The following is a 22723-nucleotide window of genomic DNA, read 5'->3' as shown; positions in this document are numbered from 1 at the left end:
GACTGGAGGCACGGTGCCATCCCGGCACGTGCCTCCAGTCCGCCCCTACTTGCGTTCCGACACCCCCGGCAAGGAGGCCGACACGTGTCAGCAGCAACCGAGATCCCCGCAGCCATCCCCAACCCGACGGGCACGGAACCGAAGCGCCAACGGCGCAAGGGCGGACTCAACGCCGAGCACGGCCGGTGGGCCGTGTACCTCATCGGCCCGACGATCTTGCTCCTCGCGATCGTCATCGGCTACCCGGTCGTCAGCGCGATCATCCAGTCGTTCCAGCTCGACCAGGGCCTCGACAAGACCACGCAGCTGTTCGTGGAAGGCGGTTTCGCCGGCATCACGAACTACGCGCACTGGCTCGGCCAGCAGTGCGGCAACGTCACGTGCCCGCCCGGCAGCCTCGGTTCCCAGTTCTGGGTGTCGATGGGCAACACGTTCTTCTTCACGGTCGTCACCGTGGCGTTCGAGACGGCCATCGGCGTGTGGATGGCGATCATCATGAACCGCAACTTCAAGGGCCGCGCGCTCGTCCGTGCCGCGATCCTGGTGCCGTGGGCGATCCCGACGGCCGTCACCGCGAAGCTCTGGTACTTCATCTTCGACGCGAACGGCGTCCTGAACCACGTCCTCGGGCAGCAGATCCTCTGGACGAGCGGCGAGTGGGCGTCCCGGTGGGCGGTCATCATCGCCGACACCTGGAAGACCACGCCGTTCATGGCGCTGCTCATCCTGGCGGGGCTCCAGCTGATCCCGGAGGAGGTCTACGAGGCCGGCAAGATGGACGGCGCGTCGACGTTCCAGCGCTTCGTGCTCATCACCCTGCCGCTCATCAAGCCCGCGCTGATGGTCGCGATCCTGTTCCGCGTGCTCGACGCGCTGCGCATGTACGACCTGCCCGCAATCCTCACCGGCGGTGGCGGTGGTTCCGGCAACGCCACCACGACCCTGTCGATCCTGGTCGTCGAACAGATCCGGCAGGGCTTCAACTCCGCGTCGGCCCTGTCGACCATCACCTTCCTGGTGATCTTCATCGTGGCGTTCGTCTTCGTCCGGTTCCTCGGCGCCAACGTCGTGCAGACGCAGGCCGCCCAGCAGAAGGGTGAACTCAAGTGACCCTCGCAGCAGACCGCCCCCGGTCAGTGCCAGTCCCCGGCGAACGTGCTAGCGCACGCGCCGAAGTCCGGGTCCGCCGCGACACCGGCCCCCGCGTCCGCACGGCCGTGCAGGCGATCGTCATCGCCGTGTGGTGCCTCCTGCCGTTCTACTGGATGGTGGTGACGAGCTTCCGCGACGTCGGGTTCACGTTCGACGCCACCCCGTGGCCGACGCACGTCACGCTCGACAACTACGCCACGGCGTTCTCCACGTCGCTCGGCAACCACCTCGGGCGGGCGCTCGCCAACAGCCTGCTCATCGGCGGCGTCGTGACGATCATCGCCCTGCTCGTCGGCACCACGGCGGCGTACGCCCTCGCCCGCCTCGAGTTCGGCGGCAAGTCGCTCATCGCCGGCGCGATCCTGGCGGCGTCGATGTTCCCGGGGGTCGCGCTCATCTCCCCGCTGTTCCAGCTCTTCACGGACATCGGGTGGATGGGGACCTACCAGGCGCTCATCCTGCCGAGCATCTCGTTCGTGCTGCCGCTGACGGTCTACACGCTCGCGTCGTTCTTCCGCGAGATGCCGTGGGACCTCGAGGAAGCAGCGCGCATCGACGGCTGCACCCGCGTGCAGGCGTTCCGGCGGATCATCCTGCCGCTCGCCGCCCCCGCGGTGTTCACGACGGCGATCCTGGCGTTCATCTCCAGCTGGAACGAGTACCTGATCTCCTCGCAGCTCTCGAGCGACGCGACGCAGCCGGTGACCGTGGCGATCGCCTCGTTCGCCGGGTCGCAGCCGCACCAGGAGCCGTACACGGCGGTCATGGCCGCAGGCACGATCGTCACGATCCCGCTCGTGATCCTGGTCCTCATCTTCCAGCGACGCATCGTGGCCGGCCTCACCGCCGGTGGCGTGAAGGGCTGACGACCATGGCACAGCGCGGACCCACCCGGCCCACGGCCCGGATCGAAGAGGCGATCGGCTTCGTCGGCATGTTCGGCATCCTGTTCCTCGGCGCCACGGTGTTCTGCGAGGTCACCGGTCGACCGGCACTCGGCTGGGCACTCACCCTGCTGGTGTGCGTGCTCGGGGTCGTGGCGCTCGACCGGTGGCGGGTGCGGGTACTCCGCCGCCACGCGGTCGTCGACGGGGCCACCGACGGCATCGGTGCCGCTCCTGCCGTCGCCCCCGTCCGCACCGCTCGCGGCGACGACACCCGTCGTCAGCCACGGCCCTCGGCGGACGGGCGGGTGCACCAGCACAGCGGGTGGGACGAGCTCGCACCAGCGGGTCGTCGTGCACCGCACCGGGCGCGCCGGACCGCAGCGGCCGTCGCACAAGCCGCCCCCGGCACTGCAGCCGACCGTCCGGCGGGCGTGACACACGGTACGGACGGCTGACGGGCCTCCCGGGTCGCATCGATGGGGATCCAGGAGATCGCGACCGTCACGGGACTGTCGAAGTCCACGGTGTCGCGAGCGCTGCGCGGCATGGAGAACGTGGCGGAGACCACGATCGACGAGGTGCGTCGGGTCGCCGACGAACTCGGGTACGTCCCGAGCTCGGCGGCGGCCGGCCTCGCCACCGGGCGGCAGCGCGCCGTGGGCGTCGTCGTCCCGGTGATCGACCGGTGGTTCTACGTCAAGGCACTCGGCGGCGTCGACGCGGAACTCCGGCGGGCCGGGTACGACCTCGTGCTCTACAACCTGGGCGGGCCGGGCGGCGACCGCGACCGGGCGTTCCGGCGTTCGATGCTGCGGCACCGTGTCGACGCCCTCGTCCTGCTGTCCCTGGTGCTGGACGCGACCGAGCGTGCCGAGCTCGAACTCACCCGGCACCCGATGATCGTCATCGGCGGACCCGCACCGGGCCTGCGGAACATCGGGGTTGACGACCGAGCCGTCACCCGGATCGCGGTCGACCACCTGTGCGGACTCGGACACCGACGGGTGGCCTACGTCGGCGGGCAGGACGAGGCCGGCATGAACGTGGCGGTGCCGCACCTGCGACGGGACGGGTTCGTCGACGCGATGCGGGCCGCCGGACACGCGGTGCCGGACCGGTGGCTGCTCGACGGGCGGTTCTCGTTCGCCGGTGGGCTGGCGGCGGGGAACGCGCTGTTCGGCGGGGGCGCCGGTGCCGCTGCTGGTGCTGGTGCTGGTGCTGGTGCTGGGGCCGGGCTCGATCGCCCGACTGCCGTGTTGTGCGCGTCGGACGAGATGGCGCTCGGGGTGCTCCTTGCCGCCGGGCAGGCCGGGCTGTCGGTGCCGGGGGACGTCTCCGTGATCGGGATCGACGGCCACGAGTACGGCGCCACCGTGGGCCTGACGACCGTGGCACAGGACCCGGAGGCGCAGGGGCGGGCCGCGGCGCGGGCGGTACTCGCAGAGGTCGACGGCGGCGCTGCCGGAGCGATCGTCGCGGCGCCGGCGCACCTGGTGGTGCGGGGGACGACGGGGCCGCCGCCGGGGTGAGGGTGTGTGGTGGTGCGTGGGCGCGATCGACTCGGAACGACGATCCCGATGTCGCACGACAACAGGAACGTCGTTCCGAGTCGGCCCCCGCCCGAGCCCGCCCGGCCCGCCGCGGGTAGCGTCGCCCGCATGGAGGTCACGAAGCTCGAACACGCCTGCCAGATCCTGTCGGACGGCGATGCCCGCCTGGTGCTCGACCCGGGCGACTTCACCCGCCCCGTCGACGCGACCGGGGTCGTCGCGGTCGTCGTCACCCACGAACACCCCGACCACGTCACGCCCGAGCAGCTGCAACGGATCCTCGCCGCCAACCCCGACGCCGTGGTGTTCGGCCCCGAGGGCGTCCGCGCGGCGCTCGCCGACTCCGGCATCGCGGTTGAGGTAGTCACCGACGGCGACCACCGCACCGTCGGCCCGTTCGAGCTCGACTTCCACGGCACGCGGCACCAGCTCATCCACTCCTCGGTGCCGATCGTCGACAACACCGGCGTGCTCGTGAACCGCACGCTCTTCCACCCCGGCGACTCGTACACCGACCCGGGCGTGCCCGTCGAGGTCCTCGCCGCACCCGTCGGTGCCCCGTGGCTCAAGGTCGCCGAGATGATGGACTACGTCGCCGCGCTCGCCCCGGCCCGTGCCTACCCGATCCACGAGGCCACGCTCTCCGACATCGGCTACGGCATGCACACCGGTCGGCTCCGCGAGGCGCTCACGCCGAGCGGCGTGCTCGAGATCCTGCGGCCGGGGGAGTCCCTCACGATCTGACCGCGCGGGACCGCGCCGTGGTCGCTTCGTGAGCAGAAATGGTCGGGTGGGACCGACCGACGCGACCATTCCTGCTCACGAAGCGCGGCTCCGGACGTGCGCGCGGTCGGACGGGAGGCCCGTGGGGGGGGAACGCCCCGCGCCTCCCGTCCGATGGGCGGTCGCGTCCACGGCCGCGCGACGGATGCGTGTGCATGTTGCGACAGAGCGCGCGTCGTTCGACGGGTGTTTCGTCGCTCGATGCGCACGCAACGGATGCGCGTGCATGTTGCGACAGAACGCGCGTCGTTCAACCGGTGTTCCGTCGGAATCTGCAGCGCAGCGAGCACCGTATGCCGAGCGCGGCATGGCGGCACACCCGGGCGACACGCCTCGTTTTGGCGCGATGCGCGGCTTGTGCAATACTTGTCGAGTTGTCGGAACGGCCCCATCGTATAGCGGCCTAGTACGCTGCCCTCTCACGGCGGTAACGCGGGTTCGAATCCCGCTGGGGTCACCACAGGTGACATGCTCCGAGTCCGACAACAGCCGCGGCCCCATCGTATAGCGGCCTAGTACGCTGCCCTCTCACGGCGGTAACGCGGGTTCGAATCCCGCTGGGGTCACCAGCACCACGAAACCCCCGACGAGCTCCGGCTCGCCGGGGGTTTCGTCGTCGTGTGCCAGGCTGCTTCCGTGTCCAGTGCCGTCCAGCTCATCCGGTCCGCAGCGCTCAGTGACGTCGCGGAGTACGCCTCCGCGTGCACCGTGGCGGCCGGGACACGGCTCGTGTTCCTCGCGGGGGCGTGTCCGCTCGACGAGCACGGCGCGACGGTCGCCGTCGGTGATGTGGCCGGGCAAGCCGCGCAGTGCATCGCGAACCTGCGGACGGCGCTCGCAGCCGCCGGCGCGGGGGTCGACGACCTCGTCCAGACGCGGGTGCTCGTCGCGACGACCGAGCAGCAGGACCTCGTCGCCGCCTGGGACGTCGTCCGCGCCGCGATGGGAGACCACGACGTGCCGAGCACGCTGCTCGGCGTGACCGTCCTCGGCTACGACGACCAGCTCGTCGAGGTCGAGGCGATCGCCGCCGTCGTCGACTGAGCAGTACGCTGGACGGGTCGTCAGACCCGGCAGTGGGGCCTGCCGGACCCAACCGCGCACGAGGCGCCAACGGTCCCTATCCCGAGAACACCGCACGCGCGGAGACGATCCGGCGTGCTCGGCGATAGGAGTACCGATGACCGATGCGCGACCGCCGCACCTCCGCTGGCGCTTCCTCGCCCTCGTCGCACTCGGCGGCGCGATCGGGACCGCGATCCGCGCACTGCTCGCCGAGGCGTTCCCCGGCCACGACGGCATCAGCTGGCTGATCCTCGCGATCAACGTCGTCGGGGCCTTCTGCCTCGGGCTCCTGCTCGAGGCGCTCGCGATGCGTGGGCCCGACGTCGAGGGGCGCCGCACGCTCCGGCTGTTCGTCGGCACCGGCGTGCTCGGCGGCTTCACGACGTACAGCACGCTCGCCGACGACACCGCGCAGTTGCTCGACGTCGGCCGGTGGGGTGCGGGCAGCGGGTACGCGCTGCTGTCCGTCGTCCTCGGGCTCGTCGCCGTCGCGCTCGGGGTGTTGATCGCCGGGCGGCTCCGACCGCGTCCGACCGGCCGGGACGGAGGCGCGTCGTGAACCCGCTCGACCTGCTGCTCGTCGCCGTCGGCGGGGGAGTCGGAGCCGCGCTCCGGTTCCTGCTCGACGGCCTCGTCAAGACGCGCACGTCCCGCTCGCGGACTGCCGGGTTCCCGCTCGGGACCGTGCTGATCAACGTGTCGGGATCGCTCGTCCTCGGCCTGCTCACCGGCCTCGGGCAGGCCGGGACGATCCCGCTCCCGGCGGTCGCGGTGCTCGGGACGGGCATGATGGGTGGGTACACGACGTTCTCGACGGCGAGCGTCGAGACCGTCCAGCTCCTCCGATCCGGCAAGCCCCGGCTCGCCGTCCTGCACGGCCTCGGGATGCTCGTCGTCTCGGTCGGCGCAGCTGCGCTCGGCCTCTGGATCGGAAGGAACTCATGACCTCGGAACGCCCCGGCGAACTCGTCCTCGTCCGTCACGGAGAGACGGAGTGGTCGAAGAGCGGGCAGCACACCGGCCGCACCGACATCCCGCTGACGGACAACGGTGTCGAGCAGGCGAAGCGCGCCGGCCGGTACCTGGCCGACCGCTCGTTCGCGTTGGCCCTGTCGAGTCCGCTGCAGCGTGCCCGCGACACCGCGCACCTGATCGGCGTCGACCCCGAGCTCGACGAGGACCTGTACGAGTGGGACTACGGCGCGTACGAAGGGCTCACCACTCCGCAGATCAAGGTGCTGCGCCACGGGCCGTGGGACCTCTGGACCGATGGAGTACCTGCCGGTGACACCCCCGGTGAGAACGCCGCCGAGGTCCGGGTCCGCGTCGAGCGCATCCTGAACCGCGCTCGTCCGGTGCTCGCCGAGGGCCAGGACGCCGTGTTCGTCGCGCACGGCCACGTGCTGCGTGCCCTCGGCGCCGCGTGGATCCGGCTCGCGCCGCAGGACGGTGCCGTACTGAAGCTCGGTACCGCATCGGTCAGCGTCCTCGGGTACGAGCACGGCCGCCCGGTCATCGACGCCTGGAACATCCAGCCCCGCGACTGACGCGCCCGTTCTTTCCCCGAACGCGCGCGATGGTCGGTGGAATCGGGCATACCTGGTCAGAAGAAACGACCAGGTGTGCCCGGAACGACCAGGTACGGCACGGGTCTCCAGGTACTCAGACGGTACGGATCGCGCTCGTGGCACCCAGGGCTCGGCCGCGCCGCCGCTCGATCGCACGCCCCACGAACAACAGCCCGACGCTGACGAGCGCACCGAGGGTGGTCTGCGCGACCCGGTCGAGCGCGAGGAGCTCCGGGGCCTCGGGCAGGCTCAGCCACGACACGGCGAGGGCGAGCGGGGTCAGGAACAGCAGGCAGACGGCGTAGTTCCGGGCGACGAAGATCTCCGCGAAGAACTGCCCCACGACGGCGATGACGACGATCCACCACGCCGACGGCTCGAGCAGCAGGATCCCGACGGCGATCACGGTGCCGCCGATCGTGCCGATGAAGCGCTGGAACGCCCGGATCACGGTGTGCCGCTGGCGGAGGGCGGGCAGGGTCGACACCACCGCGATGACGGCCCAGTACGGGTGCCCGAGCCAGGGGATGGTCGACGCCACCGCGCCGGCGACGAGTGACCCCACGACGTTGAGCGCCACGGTCTCCCACAGCGCGGCCGTGCGGAGGATGCCGAAGCCGCGCTCCTTGAGCGGCGCCAGCGGCCGGAACCGGTGCGGGGCGCGCGGGTGCCACACGTGCCGGATGACGAACCCGGACATCGCGACGAGCCACGCCCAGACGACCGAGCAGACGATGATCGTGGCGACGAGCGGGACGTCCGCGGGCCTGAGCGGCACGAGGGCGGAGACCACGAACGCGAAGACGGGGAAGATCGGCTGCGCGGGGATCGTCCGCAGGGTCGACAGGGTGCAGACCGCGACGACGAGCACGACGACGAGTCCGGTCGCCTGCAGCCAGAGCGGGGAGCCGAGCAGGGCGACGCCGATGCCCGCGAACATGCACAGGGTCTGCAGCGCACCCGCGACGCCCGTGGTGACGGCGCGCTGCCGGTACGGCTCGGTCGCCCCGAAGATCGCGGTGAACCCGGCGAACATCGCGAACGCGGCGTAGCCCGGCATCCCGAGGGCGATGAGCAGCGCCAGTGGTGCACCGCCCGCGATCGCTGCGCGTGCCGCGCCCTCGAGGTTGATCGTCCGGGTCGAGTGCGCAGGTGTCGTCATGTCCCGACCATCTTCCCACCGCGACGGGTGTCGTCGAGTCGCCACGGGCCTCCCGGTCGACCGCCGCACCGCGTGGAGAACGCGACGACGCGTTGGTATACCAATGGTAGAGTCGCCTGATCGTGCCGCGGTCGCGGCGCAACGACGAGAACGAGGGAGTCGAGCTCATGGGTAGGACGCTCGCCGAGAAGGTGTGGGACGACCACGTCGTGGTCAAGGGTGAGGACGGTAACCCGGACCTCCTCTACATCGACCTCCACCTCGTGCACGAGGTCACGAGCCCGCAGGCGTTCGACGGTCTGCGCCAGGCCGGGCGCCCGGTGCGCCGGCTCGACCTGACGATCGCGACCGAGGACCACAACACCCCGACGCTCGCCATCGACCGCCCCATCGCGGACCCGACGAGCCGCATCCAGATCGAGACCCTGCGCCGCAACTGCGAGGAGTTCGGGGTCCGCCTGCACTCCCTCGGCGACAAGGAGCAGGGGATCGTGCACGTCGTCGGCCCGCAGCTCGGCCTGACGATGCCCGGCATCACCGTCGTCTGCGGCGACTCGCACACCAGCACCCACGGGGCGTTCGGCGCGATGGCGTTCGGCATCGGCACCTCCGAGGTCGAGCACGTCCTGGCCACGCAGACCCTGCCGCTGAAGCCCTTCAAGACGATGGCGATCACGGTCGAGGGCACGCTGCGTCCGGGCGTGACCGCGAAGGACATCATCCTGGCGGTCATCGCGAAGATCGGCACCGGCGGCGGACAGGGCTACGTGCTCGAGTACCGCGGTTCCGCGATCCGTGCGCTCTCGATGGAGGGCCGGATGACGATCTGCAACATGTCGATCGAGGCCGGTGCCCGCGCCGGCATGGTCGCCCCCGACCAGATCACCTACGACTACGTGCAGGGCCGCGACCACGCCCCGACCGGTTCCGACTGGGACGACGCCGTCGCGTACTGGGACACCCTGGCGACCGACGACGACGCAGTGTTCGACGCCGAGGTCTTCATCGACGCCGACGACCTCGAGCCCTTCGTCACCTGGGGCACCAACCCCGGCCAGGGCGTCTCGCTGTCGGAGAACGTGCCTTCGCCTCTCGACTTCGAAGACCCGAACGACCAGGCCGCTGCGCAGCGGGCCCTCGACTACATGGACATCGCCGCCGGCACCCCGATGAAGGACATCGCCGTCGACGCGGTCTTCATGGGCTCGTGCACGAACTCGCGCATCGAGGACCTGCGGGCCTTCGCGTCGATCATCCAGGGCCGCAAGAAGGCCGACGGCGTCCGGGTCATGGTCGTGCCGGGGTCCGCCCGGGTGCGGCTCGAGGCCGAGGCCGAGGGGCTCGACGTCGTCATCAAGGAGTTCGGCGCCGAGTGGCGGTTCGCCGGCTGCTCGATGTGCCTCGGCATGAACCCCGACCAGCTCGCACCGGGGGAGCGCTGCGCGAGCACGTCGAACCGCAACTTCGAGGGGCGCCAGGGCAAGGGCGGGCGCACCCACTTGGTGTCGCCGCTCGTCGCCGCCGCCACCGCGATCCGCGGCACGCTGTCCAGCCCGTGGGACCTGGCGACCGACGACGCACTGGCGAACGTGACCGACACAGCGAACACCACCGAGGGGACCTTCTGATGGACAAGATCACCACCGTCACCGGCATCGCCGCCCCGCTCAAGCGGTCGAACGTCGACACCGACCAGATCATCCCCGCGGTCTACCTCAAGCGCGTCACGAAGACCGGCTTCGAGGACGCCCTGTTCTCCGGCTGGCGCCAGGACCCCGACTTCGTGCTGAACCAGCCCGAGTACCAGGGCGCGAAGGTCCTGGTGGCCGGCCCGGACTTCGGCACCGGCTCGTCCCGTGAGCACGCGGTCTGGGCACTGCGTGACTTCGGCTTCGCGGTCGTCATCTCGCCCCGGTTCGCCGACATCTTCAAGGGCAACGCGGGCAAGCAGGGCCTCGTCACCGCGATCGTGACCGAATCGGAAGTCGAGCGGCTCTGGGCCGAGATCGAGCGGAACCCGGGGGTGTCGGCGACCGTGGACCTGGTGGCGCAGCGCGTGTCGCTCGGGGATGTGGACGTCCCCTTCGAGATCGACGCTTACACTCGTTGGCGGTTGATGGAAGGGCTCGACGACATCGGGCTCACCCTCCGTGACGAGACCTCGATCACGGAGTTCGAATCCCGCCGCTCCAGTTGGCGGCCGAAGACATTGCCGGTGAAGTAGTGAACTCTCTCGTACAGGACGCAGCGGCCGCAGGGGCGCGCGTGGGCCTCAAGTCGGACGAGATCGTCATCCGCGGGGGCAAGCCGCTCGTGGGGCGCATCGAGGTCCGCGGGGCGAAGAACCTCGCGACCAAGGCCATGGTGGCGTCGCTGCTCGGTGACACCCCGTCGATCCTCAAGGACGTCCCGGACATCTCCGACGTCAAGGTCGTCCGTGGGCTGCTCGAGGTGCACGGCGTGCGCATCACCGATCCTGCACGAGGCGAGCTCATCCTCGACCCGGCCAACGTCGAGTCGGCGCACTTCGCCGAGATCGACGCCCACGCTGGCTCGAGCCGCATCCCGATCCTGTTCTGCGGCCCGCTGCTGCACAAGCTCGGCGAGGCGTTCATCCCCGACCTCGGCGGCTGCCGCATCGGCGACCGCCCGATCGACTTCCACCTCGACGCGCTCCGCGCCATGGGTGCGGTCGTCGACAAGCAGGTCAACGGCATCCACCTGACGGCCCCGGACGGGCTGAAGGGCGCGTCCATCGAGCTGCCGTACCCGAGCGTCGGCGCGACCGAGCAGGTCCTGTTGTCGTCCGTCCTGGCGACCGGCGTCACGGAGCTGCGGAACGCGGCGATCGAGCCCGAGATCATGGACCTCATCGCGATCCTGCAGAAGATGGGCGCGATCGTGTCCGTCGAGCCGAACCGCGTGATCTTCATCGAGGGCGTCGAGTCGCTGCGCGGCTACACGCACCGTGCGATCAACGACCGCAACGAGGCCGCCAGCTGGGCCTCCGCCGCGCTCGCCACCGACGGCGACATCTTCGTCGAGGGCGCGAACCAGCAGGAGCTCATGACGTTCCTCAACGTCTTCCGCAAGGTCGGCGGCGGTTTCGACGTGCAAGAGGACGGCATCCGCTTCTACCGTGAGCGCGACACCCTCAAGCCCGTCGTCATCGAGACCGACGTGCACCCCGGCTTCATGACCGACTGGCAGCAGCCGCTCGTCGTGGCGCTGACCCAGGCCGAGGGGCAGAGCATCGTGCACGAGACCGTGTACGAGAACCGCTTCGGCTTCACCGACGCACTGAACGAGATGGGCGCCGACATCGTCGTCCACAAGGAGGGGCTGCCCGGGCACGACCGCCGTGTCGCCCGTCGCCCGTTCGAGCAGGCCGCGGTCATCACCGGTCCGACGACGCTGCACGCGGCGAACGTCCGGGTCCCCGACCTCCGCGGTGGCTTCAGCCACCTCATCGCGGCCCTGACCGCCGACGGCGAGTCCCACATCACCAACGTCGGCATCATCAGCCGCGGCTACGAGCACTTCATCCCGAAGCTGCGGAAGCTGGGCGCCGACTTCGACTTCGCGGGTTAGTCGCGGTGTCGGTTCCGCAGCCGGGTGACGGTCCGTCGCGTCCTGGTGACGGCCCGTCGCGCCAGGGCGATGGCCGGGAGGCCCGTGGTGCGTCCGCCGTGCAGGTCGCGACCGGCCTGCCGGTGCGTGGACGGCGCTGGAAGCGTGGGGAGCTCAACCCCGCGTTCCGCATCGTGGCGTCGTTCGTCATCCCGACGTTCCGGTTCTCGTCGAACTACCACTGGTACGGCCCGAACCGCCTGCCGGCAGACGGTGCCTTCGTGCTCGCCCCGAACCACTTCACGAACATCGACCCGCTGGTCGTGGGCACCGCCGTCTACATCAGTCGGCGGGCCCCACGGTTCCTGGCCAAGGCGTCGCTGTTCAAGGTGCCCGTCTTCGGCAAGCTCATGTCCGGCATGGGCCAGATCCCGGTCGAGCGCTCCGGCCGCACCCGGTTGAGCGACCCGCTCGGCGGCGGGCGGTCCCTCATCGAGCAGGGTGGGGCGATCATCGTCTACCCCGAGGGCACGCTCACCCGCGACCCCGACCTGTGGCCGATGCGCGGCAAGACCGGTGCCGTCCGCATCGCGCTCGAGAACGACGTGCCGTTGATCCCGATGGCCCACTGGGGCACGCAGGGCATCATGGCGCGCTACTCCAACAAGCTCCGCCTGTTCCCGCGGTCGCGCGTGGACGTCATCGTCGGCGCCCCCGTCGACCTGTCCGCCTACCGTGGCCGGCCGATCGACCAGCAGATGCTGATCGAGGCCACCGAGCTGCTCATGCAGCGCATCACGTCGCTGCTCGAGCAGCTCCGTGGCGAGCAGGCCCCGACGACCCGCTGGGACCCGGCGGCGAACAACCAGAAGGAGACCGGCCGGTTTGAGTGACCTCCGCCCGCACGACGATCGTCCCGACCCCGTCGCCGCAGCGCCGGGTGCCTTCGACACCGCCGCGATCCGGGTGGTGATGCAGTCGACCGACAAGCCCCGCGTGGCGGTCATCGGTGCCGGCAGCTGGGGCACCACGTTCGCGAAGGTGCTCGCCGAGGGCGGTGCCTCCACGGTCGTGTGGGCCCGGCGTCCCGAGGTCGCCCGCGAGATCACCGAGACGAAGCGGAACTCCGACTACCTGCCCGGCATCAACCTGCCCCGCACCCTCACGGCGTCGACGTCGCTCGAGCAGGTGCTCGACGGCGCCACCCAGGTGTACGTGTCGGTGCCGTCGCAGACGCTGCGCTCGAACCTCGACGCGATCCGCGAGCTCCTGCCCGCCGGTGTCCCCGTCGTCAGCCTGATGAAGGGCGTCGAGAAGAGCACCGGCCTGCGGATGAGCGAGGTCCTGCTCCAGGGGCTCGGCATCGACCAGGACCGCATCGCCGTCGCGAGCGGACCGAACCTGGCGCTCGAGATCGCCCGCCGGCAGCCGACCGCCGCCGTGGTGTCGTCGTCGAGCGTGGAGACCGCGACCGCTGTCGCCGCCGTCGCGACGAACCCGTACTTCCGGTCGTTCATCAACACCGACGTCATCGGCACCGAGTTCGGCGGCGTGCTGAAGAACCTCATCGCCGTGGCGATCGGCATCGTCGACGGCGTCGGCTACGGCGAGAACACCAAGGCGTCGATCATCACCCGTGGGCTCGCCGAGATGACCGAGTTCGCGGTGTCGCTCGGCGCGCAGCCGTCGACCCTGTCGGGCCTCGCGGGCCTCGGCGACCTCATCGCCACCTGCCAGTCGCCGCTGTCCCGGAACAACACCGCCGGGCGCCTGCTCGGGCAGGGGTACCGGTTCGACGAGGTCGTGCGGCAGATGAACCAGACCGCCGAGGGCCTGGCGTCCGTCGCACCGATCCTCGAGCTCGCCGCCGCGAACGGCGTCGACATGCCCATCGTCAGCCAGGTCGGCGAGGTCCTCGCCGGTAGGCTCGATCCGCGCAACATCGCGCCGCACCTCACCGAGACCGACGAGCCCCAGGGCGAGTGACCGGTCCCGCACCGAGTCACGAAGGGACTCCCGTGCCCACGATCCCCGAGGGAACCGACGTTCCCACGACCACCGTCGCCGTCCTGTTCGGCGGGCGCTCGAGCGAGCACGAGATCAGCTGCGTGACCGCCGGCGGCATCATGGACGTCGTCGACCGCACCGAGTACCAGATCGTCCCGATCGGCATCACGAAGGACGGCGCGTTCACGCTGCAGTCCGACGACCCCTCGCAGTGGGCGATCCGCGACGGCTCCCTGCCGACCGTGCCCGACAACGGCACGCGCGTGGCGTTCCCGACGTCGCCGGCGACGAACGAACTCGTCGTCTCGCACCCGGACGGCTCGGTCACGACCGTCGCCGTCGACGTGGTGTTCCCGATCCTGCACGGTCCGTTCGGCGAGGACGGCACGATCCAGGGCCTCCTCGAGATCGCTGGTCTGCCGTACGTCGGTGACGGCGTGCTCGCGAGCGCCCTGGCGATGGACAAGCACGTCGCGAAGGCCGTCCTCGAGCACGCCGGTCTGCGGGTCGCTCCCTGGACGACCGTGCTCCGCCGTGAATGGGCGGCCGCCCCGGTCGACGTCGCCGAGGCGATCGCGGCGCACGGCTGGCCGCTGTTCGTGAAGCCGGCACGCGCCGGGTCGAGCATGGGCGTCTCGCGCGTCGACGGGCCCGACGAGCTCGGCGCCGCGATGGACCTGGCGTTCGAGCACGACTCCAAGGTGATCGTCGAACCCCGCGTCGTCGGCCGCGAGGTCGAGGTCGCCGTGCTCGAGGGCCGTGACGGTGCGCCGCGCACGAGCCTGCCCGGCGAGATCGTCGTGGCCGAGGACGGCTTCTACGACTTCGCGTCGAAGTACCTCGGTGGCGATGAGTCCCTGCTGTGCCCGGCGCCGCTCACCGAGGCGCAGACCGACGAGATCCGGTCGATCGGTGCTCGTGCGTTCGAGGCCATCGGTGGTTCCGGGCTCGCCCGCGTCGACTGCTTCCTGACCGACGACGGCTTCGTCGTGAACGAGGTCAACACGATGCCCGGGTTCACCCCGCTGTCGATGTACCCGCGCTGCTGGGCGGCATCCGGTGTGTCCTACGGCGAGCTGGTCACCGAGCTCATCGAGCTGGGGCGCGCCGCCGTCCGGTGACGCTGGGCGGGGCGACGGGGTCGGCCCGCGTCAGCCCTGCACGTCGGACGGGTCCAGGCACTTGTGCCCGTCCTCCGGCAGCGTCGACACCGCCGTCGCGATGTCCTGCAGCACCGCGCTGCCGGTCTTCGACGTGTCGACGACGACCTGCACCGCGGGGGACCGTCCGAACGTCGTGTAGACGATCTGCTTGCCGCGGTCGTCGCGGATCCAGTCGACCGACCCGAGCGTGAAGCACGGCAGGTCGGACACGGTGGGCACGGCCACGCCGCAGTGGTAGAGCGCGGCCTCCGGGTCGCCCCAGGCCGCGGTGGACTGCGCGTTGGTGTTCCGCAGGTCGTACGTCGAGTCGACGGTCGCGGGCAACCGCACCTGTGCGGCCGCGCACGCCGCCGCGTTCGCGGAGGGTGCCGCGCTCATGCCGACGGAGTTGGTGCACCCGGTCAGCCCTGCCGCGAGGGCGATCACGACCCCCGCGATCGCGAGGGTGCGAGGGGTGCGGCGCGCGGTGTCCATCGCGGTCCAGGCTACCGTTCTCGTGTGGACGCGACGTACGACGCCTGGGCCGGACCGACCGTGGGGGAGCTCGGTGAGCTGGTCGTCCTCGACCGGATCACGAGCCGGCTGCCGACGGGCTCGCCGCTCGTGGGGCCCGGGGACGACTGCGCCGTGGTCGCCGCCCCCGACGGCCGGTTCGTCGTGACGACGGACATGATGGTGCACGGCCCGGACTTCCGGTGGGCGTGGTCCTCGCCCGAGGACGTCGGCTGGAAGGCCGCCGCGACGAACCTGTCGGACGTCGCGGCGATGGGCGCGGTGCCGAGTGGCCTCGTCATCGCCCTCGCCGCACCGCAGGACACCCCCGTGGCGGTGCTCGAGGGCATCGCGGACGGGTTCCGCCTCGCTGTCGACGCCCTCGCGCCCGGATGCGGTGTGGTCGGCGGCGACCTCTCCACCTCGGCGACCTTCACGGTGGCGGTGACGGCGTTCGGCGACCTCGGTGGTCGCGCCCCGGTGCTCCGGTCAGGGGCTCGTGCGGGGGACGTCGTGGCGGTCTCCGGCGAACTCGGCCGTGCTGCCCGCGGGCTCGCGCGGCTCTTCCGTGACGGCGTGGACGCGCAGGGCGAACCGGACCGTGCAGCGACGGTGGCGAGCGGTGCGGACGACGATCCCGACGTCGGCCGCCAGCGCCGCCCCGTGCCCCCGATCGGCGACGGGCCCCTCGCCGCCGCGGCCGGGGCGACGGCGATGCTCGACCTGTCCGACGGCCTGGCGATCGACGCCGGACGGCTCGCCCGTGCGAGCCGGGTGACGCTCGACCTCGATGCCGACGCCCCGCTCGACGAGGTCGCGCTGCACGGCGGCGAGGACCACGGCCTACTCGCGACCTTCCCCGCCGAGGCTGCGCTGCCGGGTGGCTTCCGCCGCATCGGTGTCGTGCGCGACCGCGGCGACGCGGACCTGCTGCGCGCCGGGTCTCCGGTGCCGACGACCGGCTGGGACCCCTACGCCGACTGGGACGGCGCCGCCGGCTGACCCGCCCGGCCCGACGTCGGACGGCGGCAACGTGGCGGAGCCGAGCCGGGCCTCCCGGTCAGTGCGCGCGCATCTGTCGACGGAACACGCGTCGATCACCTGGTGTCCTGTCGGAAGTTGCGCACGCATCCGATGCATGCGCACCTTGCGACACGGCACGCGTCGATCGACTCGTGGATCGTCGCGAAACGCGCCCACGCCCCGAGATCCGCGCGGCTCAGGACGCGGCAGCCACCGCCTCCCACGCCACGGTCTCGCCGTAGCTGCGCTTGCTGAACGGCTCGAGCCCGGCGGGCCACGTCGGTTCGGCGGAGCGCTTGCTCCGCTCGACGACCACCACGGCACCGGCCGTCAACCGCGGCACGAGCGTCTCGAGCACCTCGGCGATCTCGTGCTCGGTCACGTCGTAGGGCGGGTCGATGAACACCAGGTCGAACGTGCGCACCGTCCCGCGCAGGTACCCGAGCACCGGCTGCGGCTGCACGTCGATCCGCACCCCGGGAATCCGCTGCTGCACGGCCTTCGCGTTCGCCCGGCACGCCTGCGCCGCGGCCGACGCGCGGTCGACCAGCACGACCTCGACCGCACCGCGCGACGCCGCTTCGAGCCCGAGGGCACCGGTGCCGGCGTAGAGGTCCGCGACGGAGGTGTCGTCGACGAGTCCACGGGCCTCGAGCGACGAGAACAGCGCTTCGCGCACCCGGTCGCTCGTCGGCCGCGTGCCGGACTTCGGCACACGGAGCGTCGTGTTGCCGGCGGCGCCGGCGATGATGCGGGTCATGCAGCCACCGTATCGGCCGGCGGCGTCGTCCACAGGCCGGACGGGAGGCACGTGGCACGTCGGTCGTGCCCGGTACCGTGGTGTCCGTGGTCACCACCGGAACCCCCGCTGCGCCGGCCGCGCCCGACCTCGGTCCGGCGCCCCTCGACGCGCGGCTCGCGAACGTGCTCGGTGGTCGGACCGCGTCCGCGATCCAGAAGGCGTTCGGCCACCGCACGGTGGGGGAGTTCCTCGAGCACGCACCCCGGCGCTACGCCGAGCGCGGGGCCCTGACGGCGCTCGACTCCCTGGCGATCGGCGAGCCGGTCACCATCGTGGCCGAGGTGGTCGACGTCCGCGAGCGCACGATGCGTGCCCGCCGCGGATCGATCCTCGAAGCCAAGATCGGCGACGGCAAGGGGCTGCTCACCCTGACGTTCTTCAACCAGGGCTGGCGCACCAAGGACCTGGTGCCCGGTGCCCGCGGCATCTTCTCCGGCAAGGTCAGCGACTACCGCGGTGCCCGCCAGCTCGCCCACCCGGACTACGAGCTCTTCGACCCCGACGACCCGCGTGCCACGGCCGACCCGGGTTCGGACGAAGCGATCCGGTGGTCGCGGCAGCCGATCCCGATCTACCCGGCGACGGCGTCGCTCACCTCGTGGCAGATCGCGAAGTCGATGGGGATCGTGCTCGACACCCTGTCGGACCTGCCCGACCCGGTGCCGGCCTCGGCGCGCAGCCGGCTCGACCTCGTCCCGTTCCGCCGGGCGCTCGAGCTGCTCCACCGCCCCGAGAAGGTCGCGGACTTCAAGCGCGCGCAGGACGCCCTGCGCTACCGCGAGGCGTTCGTGCTGCAGACCGCCCTGGTGCAGCGCCGGATCCGAGCCCGACGCACCGCGGCGACCCCGCGGGTGGCGGCTCCCGGTGGCATCCTCGAGCGGTTCGACGCCACCCTGCCGTTCACCCTGACCGACGACCAGCGTGCCGTCGGTGCCGAGATCGACACCGACATCGCCCGCACCTGGCCGATGCACCGGCTGGTGCAGGGCGAGGTCGGCTCCGGCAAGACCCTCGTGGCCATCCGCGCCATGCTCACGGTGGCCGAGTCCGGTGGGCAGTCCGCCCTCATCGCCCCGACCGAGGTGCTGGCCGCGCAGCACCTGCGGTCCATCGTGAAGTTCCTCGGACCGGACCTGGCGGCCGAGCTCCGCCCGGTGATCCTGACCGGGTCGCAGTCCACCGACGAACGCCGACGGGCCCTGCTCGCCGCGGCGTCGGGCAGCTCGCGGCTCGTGGTCGGCACCCACGCCCTGCTCGGCGACCGCGTCGACTTCGCCGAACTCGGGCTCGTGGTCGTCGACGAGCAGCACCGCTTCGGCGTCGAGCAACGTGAAGCGCTCCGGACCAAGGGCGCCACCCCGCCGCACGTCCTGGTGCTCACCGCCACGCCGATCCCACGCACCGTCGCGATGACGGTGTTCGGCGACCTCGACGTCTCGACGATCACCGGGCTGCCCTCCGGTCGTGCCGGCGTCGAGACCTTCACGGTCCCGCTGGCGGAGCGCCCCGGGTGGGAGTCCCGCATCTGGTCCCGGATGGCGGAGGAGCTCGACAAGGGGCGTCAGGCCTTCGTGGTCTGCCCCGCCATCGACGACGCCCACGCCGAGGACGACGGCGAACCCGCGCCCGCCGAGTCCGAGGACGACGCCCCCAAGCGCGCCCCGGCGACCGTGCTCGCCACCGCCGAGCGGATGCGCACGATGCCCGTGCTCGAAGGCCGAAGGATCGCGGTGCTGCACGGCCGGATGACGGCGGAGGAGAAGGACCGCGTGATGACGTCCTTCGCCGCCGGCGACCTGGACGTCCTCGTCGCCACGACCGTGATCGAGGTCGGTGTCGACGTGCCGAACGCCGCGATGATGGCCGTGCTCGACGCCGATCGCTTCGGCGTCTCCCAGCTGCACCAGCTGCGCGGCCGCATCGGCCGTGGGCAGTGGGCGGGCGTCTGCCTGCTCGTCACCACCGCCGAGCTCGAGACCACCTCGCGGGAACGCGTCGACGCGGTGTCCGCCTCGGACGACGGCTTCGAGCTCGCCCGGGTCGACCTCGAGCTCCGGCGCGAGGGCGACGTGCTCGGCGAGCGGCAGTCGGGCGGCCGGTCGTCGCTGAACCTGCTGCGCGTGGTCGAGCACGCCGACCTCATCGTGGACGCCCGTGGCGAAGCCGAGCGGGTCCTCGAACCCGATCCCGAGCTCGACGGGTCCCCGGCCCTGCGCGAGGCACTGGCACGCCGCCTCGACGAGTCCGACGCGGCGTTCCTCGGCAAGAACTGACCCGGAGCCGGACGCCCTGGCACGGACCGGTATCGTCGCTGCCATGGCGCAGATCGCGGTGGTCCCCGGTTCCTTCGACCCCGTCACGCTCGGGCACCTCGACGTCATCGGTCGAGCTGCCGGGCTGTTCGACGAGGTGCACGTGCTCGTGGTGCACAACCCGGACAAGAAGCCCGCGATGTTCGAGGCGGTCGACCGCGTCCGGCTCATCGAGGAGTCCCTGGCCGAGGTCGGCACGCCGGGAACGGTCCGGGTCGGGGAGTGGACCTCCGGGCTCCTGGTCGACTACTGCCGGCAGGTCGGGGCGAAGGTGCTCGTCAAGGGCGTGCGGTCGGGCGAGGACGTCGCCTACGAGACCCCGATGGCGATCATGAACCGGCACCTCGCCGACGTCGAGACCGTGTTCCTGCTGCCCGACGCCTCGCGCTCCCACGTGTCGAGCTCGCTCATCCGCCAGGTGTCGACGCTCGGCGGCGACGTCACCCCCTACGTGCCGAAGGCCGTGGCGGTAGCCCTCGCCGCACGCTGAGCCGTGCGCTGAGCCGCGCGCCGAGCCGGAGGCACGGCCGGCCGACGCGCGGACACACCCCCGCCTGCCTCGACTCTCGGCTGCGTTCACGCTAGGGTTGACGATCGTGTCTTCCCACGTGAACAGCCCCTACGCCCTGCGCGTGCGCGACCTGGCGCACCGTCCGGGCGAGATGCGCGAGCACTCGCTCGACATCGTGGTGCCGGACGCGCTGGGAGCCGGTGTGATCGCGGTGCGCGAAGGTGCTCCGCTGCGCATCGACCTGCGGCTCGAGGGCCTGCACGAGGGTGTCCTCGTGTCCGGTCACGCCTCGGCCGACGCGACGGGGGAGTGCTCGCGCTGCCTCATCGACATCAGCGAACCCGTCGAGGTCGATTTCGCCGAGCTGTTCGCGTATGATGCCTCGGAGGATTTCGACTTCTTCGTTCGCGATGACCACGTGGACTGCGAACAGGTCGTTCGAGATGCGGTGGTGCTGGCGCTGCCGTTCCAGCCGGTCTGCCGACCGGACTGCCCAGGCCTCGACCCGGTGACGGGCGAGCGACTGGCCGACCTCGATGAGCAGCCCGTTCACGAGACCCTGGACCCGCGCTGGGCAGCCCTGACCGGCATCCAGCTCGAAGCAGCCGAGCGTGCCGCCCACGGCGACACCACCGACACGAAGACCACCGAGGGCGAGGAGCGGGCCGAGGCCGAGTAGGCCCCGACACCGCCAGCCCCCGTACCGACCACCGACCAACCGAAAGAGATTCACCATGGCCGTTCCCAAGCGCAAGCAGTCCCGTGCGAACACGCACGCCCGTCGTTCGCAGTGGAAGGCCACGCCGATCCAGCTCGTCAAGACGATCGAGAACGGTCAGGTCACCTACAGCCTCCCGCACCGCGCGAAGGTCGTCGAGGACTCGGCCGGCACCCCCCTGTACATGGAGTACAAGGGCCGCAAGGTCGCTGACGTCTGATCGGACCGAACGCATGACGACGACGTCCGGCGCCACGGGGTCCCGCCCCGTTGGGCCGGACGTCGTTCGTCTGCAGGGCCAGCTCGGGGTCGACATCGACCTCGAGCTGCTCCAGCTCGCCCTGACGCACCGCTCTTACGCGTACGAGCACGGGGGCATCAAGCACAACGAGCGCCTCGAGTTCCTCGGCGACTCGATCCTCGGCCAGGCCGTGACCGTGAAGCTCTACCGGTCCTTCCCCGACCTCGACGAGGGTGACCTCGCGAAGCGTCGCGCCAGTCTGGTGTCGACGGTCGCGCTGGCCGAGATCGCCCGGATGATCGGGCTCGGCCAGTACCTGCGCCTCGGCAAGGGCGAGGAACAGACCGGCGGCCGCGACAAGTCGTCGATCCTCGCCGACACCGTCGAAGCCGTCATCGGTGCCACCTACCTGTCCGCGGGCCCCGACCCGGCGACCGACCTGGTGCTCCGCCTGGTCGAGCCGCTGATGATCGACCCTGATCGCTTCGGCGCCGCGATGGACCCGAAGACGAGCCTGCAGGAGCTCGCGGCGAGCCTGTCGCTCGGCAACCCGGCCTACCGCGTCACCGAGACCGGCCCGGACCACGACAAGACCTTCAGCGCGACCGTCGTCCTGCAGGGCGAGGACATCGCCGTCGGCACCGGCTCGAGCAAGAAGGCCGCCGAGATGTCCGCGGCGCTCGACGCCTGGACCCGGCTGTCCGGCCGAGCGGCCTGACCGCGTGCCCGAACTCCCCGAGGTCGAGGTCGTCCGCGCCGGCCTCGAACCCGCGGTCAGCGGCGCTCGGGTGCTGCACGTCGACGTCCTGGACGAGCGAGCGCTCACCCGGCACGACGGCCCGGCCGAGGACTTCGCCGACCGCCTGACCGGTCGCACCATCGCCGCAGCGGTCCGTCGGGGCAAGTTCCTCTGGATGCCGTTGCAGCCCGAGCACGAGGGCGACCGGCCCGAAGCGCTCGTCGCCCACCTCGGCATGAGCGGTCAGATCCTGCTCGGCCGCGATCGACCGGCGGCGAAGCACCGCCGCATCCTCATCGACGTGCAACCCGCAGGCACCGACCGCGACGGCATCGCCGAACCCGCGGTCGAGCTCGAGTTCGTCGACCAGCGCACCTTCGGCTCGATGGCGATCGACGCGATGGTGCCGACGGTGGACGGCGCCCCCGCCGGGTTCGCCGGGCACGTCGACGCATCGGACCCCGACGCCGTGTGGCGCCGGAGCGTGCCGCAGCAGGTGTCGCACATCGCCCGCGACCCGCTCGACCCCGCGTTCGACGACGACCGCTTCACCGCCATCGCCCGGAAGCGTTCGAGCGGCATCAAGCGGATCCTGCTCGACCAGGGCGTCGTGAGCGGCATCGGGAACATCTACGCCGACGAGTCCCTCTGGGCTGCGAAGCTGCACTACGACCGACCGGCCGAGCGGCTGACCCGTGCCGACCTCGCACGCCTGCTCCACGAGGTGCGCAGTGTCCTCCGGCGTGCGCTGGAGGACGGCGGGACGAGCTTCGACGCCCAGTACGTCAACGTCAACGGGCAGTCCGGGTACTTCTCGCAGCGGCTGAACGTGTACGGACAGCAGGGGAAGCCCTGCCCCCGCTGCGGCACGACGATCGTGCGCGAGGCCTTCATGAACCGGTCGAGCCACATCTGCCCCGTGTGCCAACCGCGTCCCCGCGCCCACACGCGTTAGCCTGACGCCCAGCAGCACAGCCC

At 71.2% G+C, this 22723-nt stretch carries 25 protein-coding genes and 2 tRNA genes; 24 read left to right on the top strand and 3 right to left on the bottom strand.

The window, feature by feature from the left end:
- Positions 1-192: 192 nt before the first annotated feature.
- The 11 genes from GVL05_RS07575 to GVL05_RS07525 all read left to right on the top strand — a co-directional run bounded on the left by GVL05_RS07575 (position 193) and on the right by GVL05_RS07525 (position 6984).
- Positions 193-1110 (top strand): carbohydrate ABC transporter permease, encoded by a 918-nt coding sequence (locus GVL05_RS07575; RefSeq protein ID WP_235035900.1) that lies wholly within the window; start codon positions 193-195, stop codon positions 1108-1110.
- The gene (locus tag GVL05_RS07570) at positions 1107-2018 is read left to right on the top strand and encodes a carbohydrate ABC transporter permease (protein ID WP_194673456.1); all 912 of its coding nucleotides are present in this window, start codon (positions 1107-1109) and stop codon (positions 2016-2018) included. Before GVL05_RS07575 ends, GVL05_RS07570 begins: the two co-directional genes overlap by 4 nt.
- A gap of 5 nt (positions 2019-2023) precedes the next feature.
- Positions 2024-2494, top strand: a complete 471-nt coding sequence (locus GVL05_RS19975) for a hypothetical protein (RefSeq protein WP_200849176.1) — start codon at positions 2024-2026, stop codon at positions 2492-2494.
- Between the two features lie 21 nt (positions 2495-2515).
- Positions 2516-3568, top strand: a complete 1053-nt coding sequence (locus tag GVL05_RS07560; protein WP_159572586.1) for a LacI family DNA-binding transcriptional regulator — start codon at positions 2516-2518, stop codon at positions 3566-3568.
- Positions 3569-3697: 129 nt separating this feature from the next.
- Entirely contained in the window at positions 3698-4333 is a 636-nt protein-coding gene (locus GVL05_RS07555; protein WP_159572584.1) for an MBL fold metallo-hydrolase, read from the top strand.
- Between the two features lie 423 nt (positions 4334-4756).
- A tRNA-Glu gene (locus GVL05_RS07550) sits at positions 4757-4832 on the top strand.
- Positions 4833-4865: 33 nt separating this feature from the next.
- Positions 4866-4941: transfer RNA gene (locus GVL05_RS07545), tRNA-Glu, on the top strand.
- A gap of 67 nt (positions 4942-5008) precedes the next feature.
- Positions 5009-5416: a RidA family protein gene (locus tag GVL05_RS07540; protein WP_159572583.1), complete on the top strand. Its 408-nt coding sequence runs from the start codon at positions 5009-5011 to the stop codon at positions 5414-5416.
- A gap of 136 nt (positions 5417-5552) precedes the next feature.
- Positions 5553-5996, top strand: a complete 444-nt coding sequence (locus GVL05_RS07535) for a CrcB family protein (protein WP_159572581.1) — start codon at positions 5553-5555, stop codon at positions 5994-5996.
- Entirely contained in the window at positions 5993-6382 is a 390-nt protein-coding gene (gene crcB, locus GVL05_RS07530; RefSeq protein WP_111086045.1) for a fluoride efflux transporter CrcB, read from the top strand. The genes GVL05_RS07535 and crcB overlap by 4 nt, the downstream gene beginning before the upstream one ends.
- Entirely contained in the window at positions 6379-6984 is a 606-nt protein-coding gene (locus GVL05_RS07525) for a histidine phosphatase family protein (RefSeq protein ID WP_123937670.1), read from the top strand. The genes crcB and GVL05_RS07525 overlap by 4 nt, the downstream gene beginning before the upstream one ends.
- 115 nt (positions 6985-7099) lie before the next feature.
- On the opposite strand, the gene GVL05_RS07520 is transcribed toward GVL05_RS07525, so the two are convergent.
- A complete protein-coding gene (locus tag GVL05_RS07520) occupies positions 7100-8167 on the bottom strand; it encodes an FUSC family protein (RefSeq protein ID WP_131846386.1) in 1068 nt (355 codons plus the stop codon).
- A 167-nt stretch (positions 8168-8334) separates the two neighbouring features.
- Between GVL05_RS07520 and leuC the strand changes: the two genes are divergently transcribed.
- The 6 genes from leuC (at position 8335) to GVL05_RS07490 (ending at position 14865) form a co-directional block, all read left to right on the top strand.
- A complete protein-coding gene (leuC, locus tag GVL05_RS07515; protein WP_111086048.1) occupies positions 8335-9795 on the top strand; it encodes a 3-isopropylmalate dehydratase large subunit in 1461 nt (486 codons plus the stop codon).
- The gene (leuD, locus tag GVL05_RS07510) at positions 9795-10391 is read left to right on the top strand and encodes a 3-isopropylmalate dehydratase small subunit (RefSeq protein WP_111086049.1); all 597 of its coding nucleotides are present in this window, start codon (positions 9795-9797) and stop codon (positions 10389-10391) included. Before leuC ends, leuD begins: the two co-directional genes overlap by 1 nt.
- Positions 10391-11758 (top strand): UDP-N-acetylglucosamine 1-carboxyvinyltransferase, encoded by a 1368-nt coding sequence (gene murA, locus GVL05_RS07505; RefSeq protein ID WP_111086050.1) that lies wholly within the window; start codon positions 10391-10393, stop codon positions 11756-11758. The genes leuD and murA overlap by 1 nt, the downstream gene beginning before the upstream one ends.
- 98 nt (positions 11759-11856) lie before the next feature.
- Positions 11857-12630 carry a 1-acyl-sn-glycerol-3-phosphate acyltransferase gene (locus tag GVL05_RS07500; protein WP_159572579.1) on the top strand — a complete coding sequence of 258 codons (774 nt, stop codon included), beginning with the start codon at positions 11857-11859 and terminating at the stop codon, positions 12628-12630.
- Positions 12631-12709: 79 nt separating this feature from the next.
- Entirely contained in the window at positions 12710-13723 is a 1014-nt protein-coding gene (locus tag GVL05_RS07495) for an NAD(P)H-dependent glycerol-3-phosphate dehydrogenase (RefSeq protein ID WP_111086095.1), read from the top strand.
- 32 nt (positions 13724-13755) lie between these two features.
- The gene (locus GVL05_RS07490; protein WP_327785634.1) at positions 13756-14865 is read left to right on the top strand and encodes a D-alanine--D-alanine ligase family protein; all 1110 of its coding nucleotides are present in this window, start codon (positions 13756-13758) and stop codon (positions 14863-14865) included.
- Positions 14866-14895: 30 nt separating this feature from the next.
- Here the strand turns inward: GVL05_RS07490 and GVL05_RS07485 are convergent, their stop codons facing one another.
- Positions 14896-15381 carry a DUF3515 family protein gene (locus GVL05_RS07485; protein ID WP_123937673.1) on the bottom strand — a complete coding sequence of 162 codons (486 nt, stop codon included), beginning with the start codon at positions 15379-15381 and terminating at the stop codon, positions 14896-14898.
- A gap of 24 nt (positions 15382-15405) precedes the next feature.
- Here GVL05_RS07485 and thiL point away from each other — a divergent pair, with 24 nt between their 5' ends.
- Complete coding sequence (gene thiL / locus GVL05_RS07480) at positions 15406-16401, top strand: thiamine-phosphate kinase (RefSeq protein WP_159572577.1); 996 nt, start codon at positions 15406-15408, stop codon at positions 16399-16401.
- A 217-nt stretch (positions 16402-16618) separates the two neighbouring features.
- Here the strand turns inward: thiL and GVL05_RS07475 are convergent, their stop codons facing one another.
- On the bottom strand, positions 16619-17182 hold the full coding sequence (locus tag GVL05_RS07475; protein ID WP_123937675.1) for an RsmD family RNA methyltransferase: 564 nt from the start codon (positions 17180-17182) through the stop codon (positions 16619-16621).
- Between the two features lie 86 nt (positions 17183-17268).
- Here GVL05_RS07475 and GVL05_RS07470 point away from each other — a divergent pair, with 86 nt between their 5' ends.
- The 6 genes from GVL05_RS07470 to mutM all read left to right on the top strand — a co-directional run bounded on the left by GVL05_RS07470 (position 17269) and on the right by mutM (position 22700).
- The gene (locus GVL05_RS07470) at positions 17269-19497 is read left to right on the top strand and encodes an ATP-dependent DNA helicase RecG (protein ID WP_159572575.1); all 2229 of its coding nucleotides are present in this window, start codon (positions 17269-17271) and stop codon (positions 19495-19497) included.
- Positions 19498-19540: 43 nt separating this feature from the next.
- Complete coding sequence (gene coaD / locus GVL05_RS07465; RefSeq protein WP_159572573.1) at positions 19541-20026, top strand: pantetheine-phosphate adenylyltransferase; 486 nt, start codon at positions 19541-19543, stop codon at positions 20024-20026.
- A 106-nt stretch (positions 20027-20132) separates the two neighbouring features.
- Positions 20133-20726: a DUF177 domain-containing protein gene (locus GVL05_RS07460; RefSeq protein ID WP_307860992.1), complete on the top strand. Its 594-nt coding sequence runs from the start codon at positions 20133-20135 to the stop codon at positions 20724-20726.
- A gap of 55 nt (positions 20727-20781) precedes the next feature.
- Positions 20782-20985 carry a 50S ribosomal protein L32 gene (gene rpmF, locus GVL05_RS07455; protein ID WP_017888273.1) on the top strand — a complete coding sequence of 68 codons (204 nt, stop codon included), beginning with the start codon at positions 20782-20784 and terminating at the stop codon, positions 20983-20985.
- A gap of 13 nt (positions 20986-20998) precedes the next feature.
- Complete coding sequence (rnc, locus tag GVL05_RS07450) at positions 20999-21724, top strand: ribonuclease III (protein ID WP_228506018.1); 726 nt, start codon at positions 20999-21001, stop codon at positions 21722-21724.
- A 4-nt stretch (positions 21725-21728) separates the two neighbouring features.
- Positions 21729-22700 (top strand): bifunctional DNA-formamidopyrimidine glycosylase/DNA-(apurinic or apyrimidinic site) lyase, encoded by a 972-nt coding sequence (gene mutM / locus GVL05_RS07445; protein WP_159572571.1) that lies wholly within the window; start codon positions 21729-21731, stop codon positions 22698-22700.
- Positions 22701-22723 lie beyond the last annotated feature (23 nt).

Origin of the sequence: Curtobacterium sp. 18060, assembly GCF_902706105.1 — a bacterium.
Taxonomy (GTDB): Bacteria; Actinomycetota; Actinomycetes; order Actinomycetales; family Microbacteriaceae; genus Curtobacterium.
This window is presented reverse-complemented; position numbering and strand designations above follow the sequence as displayed.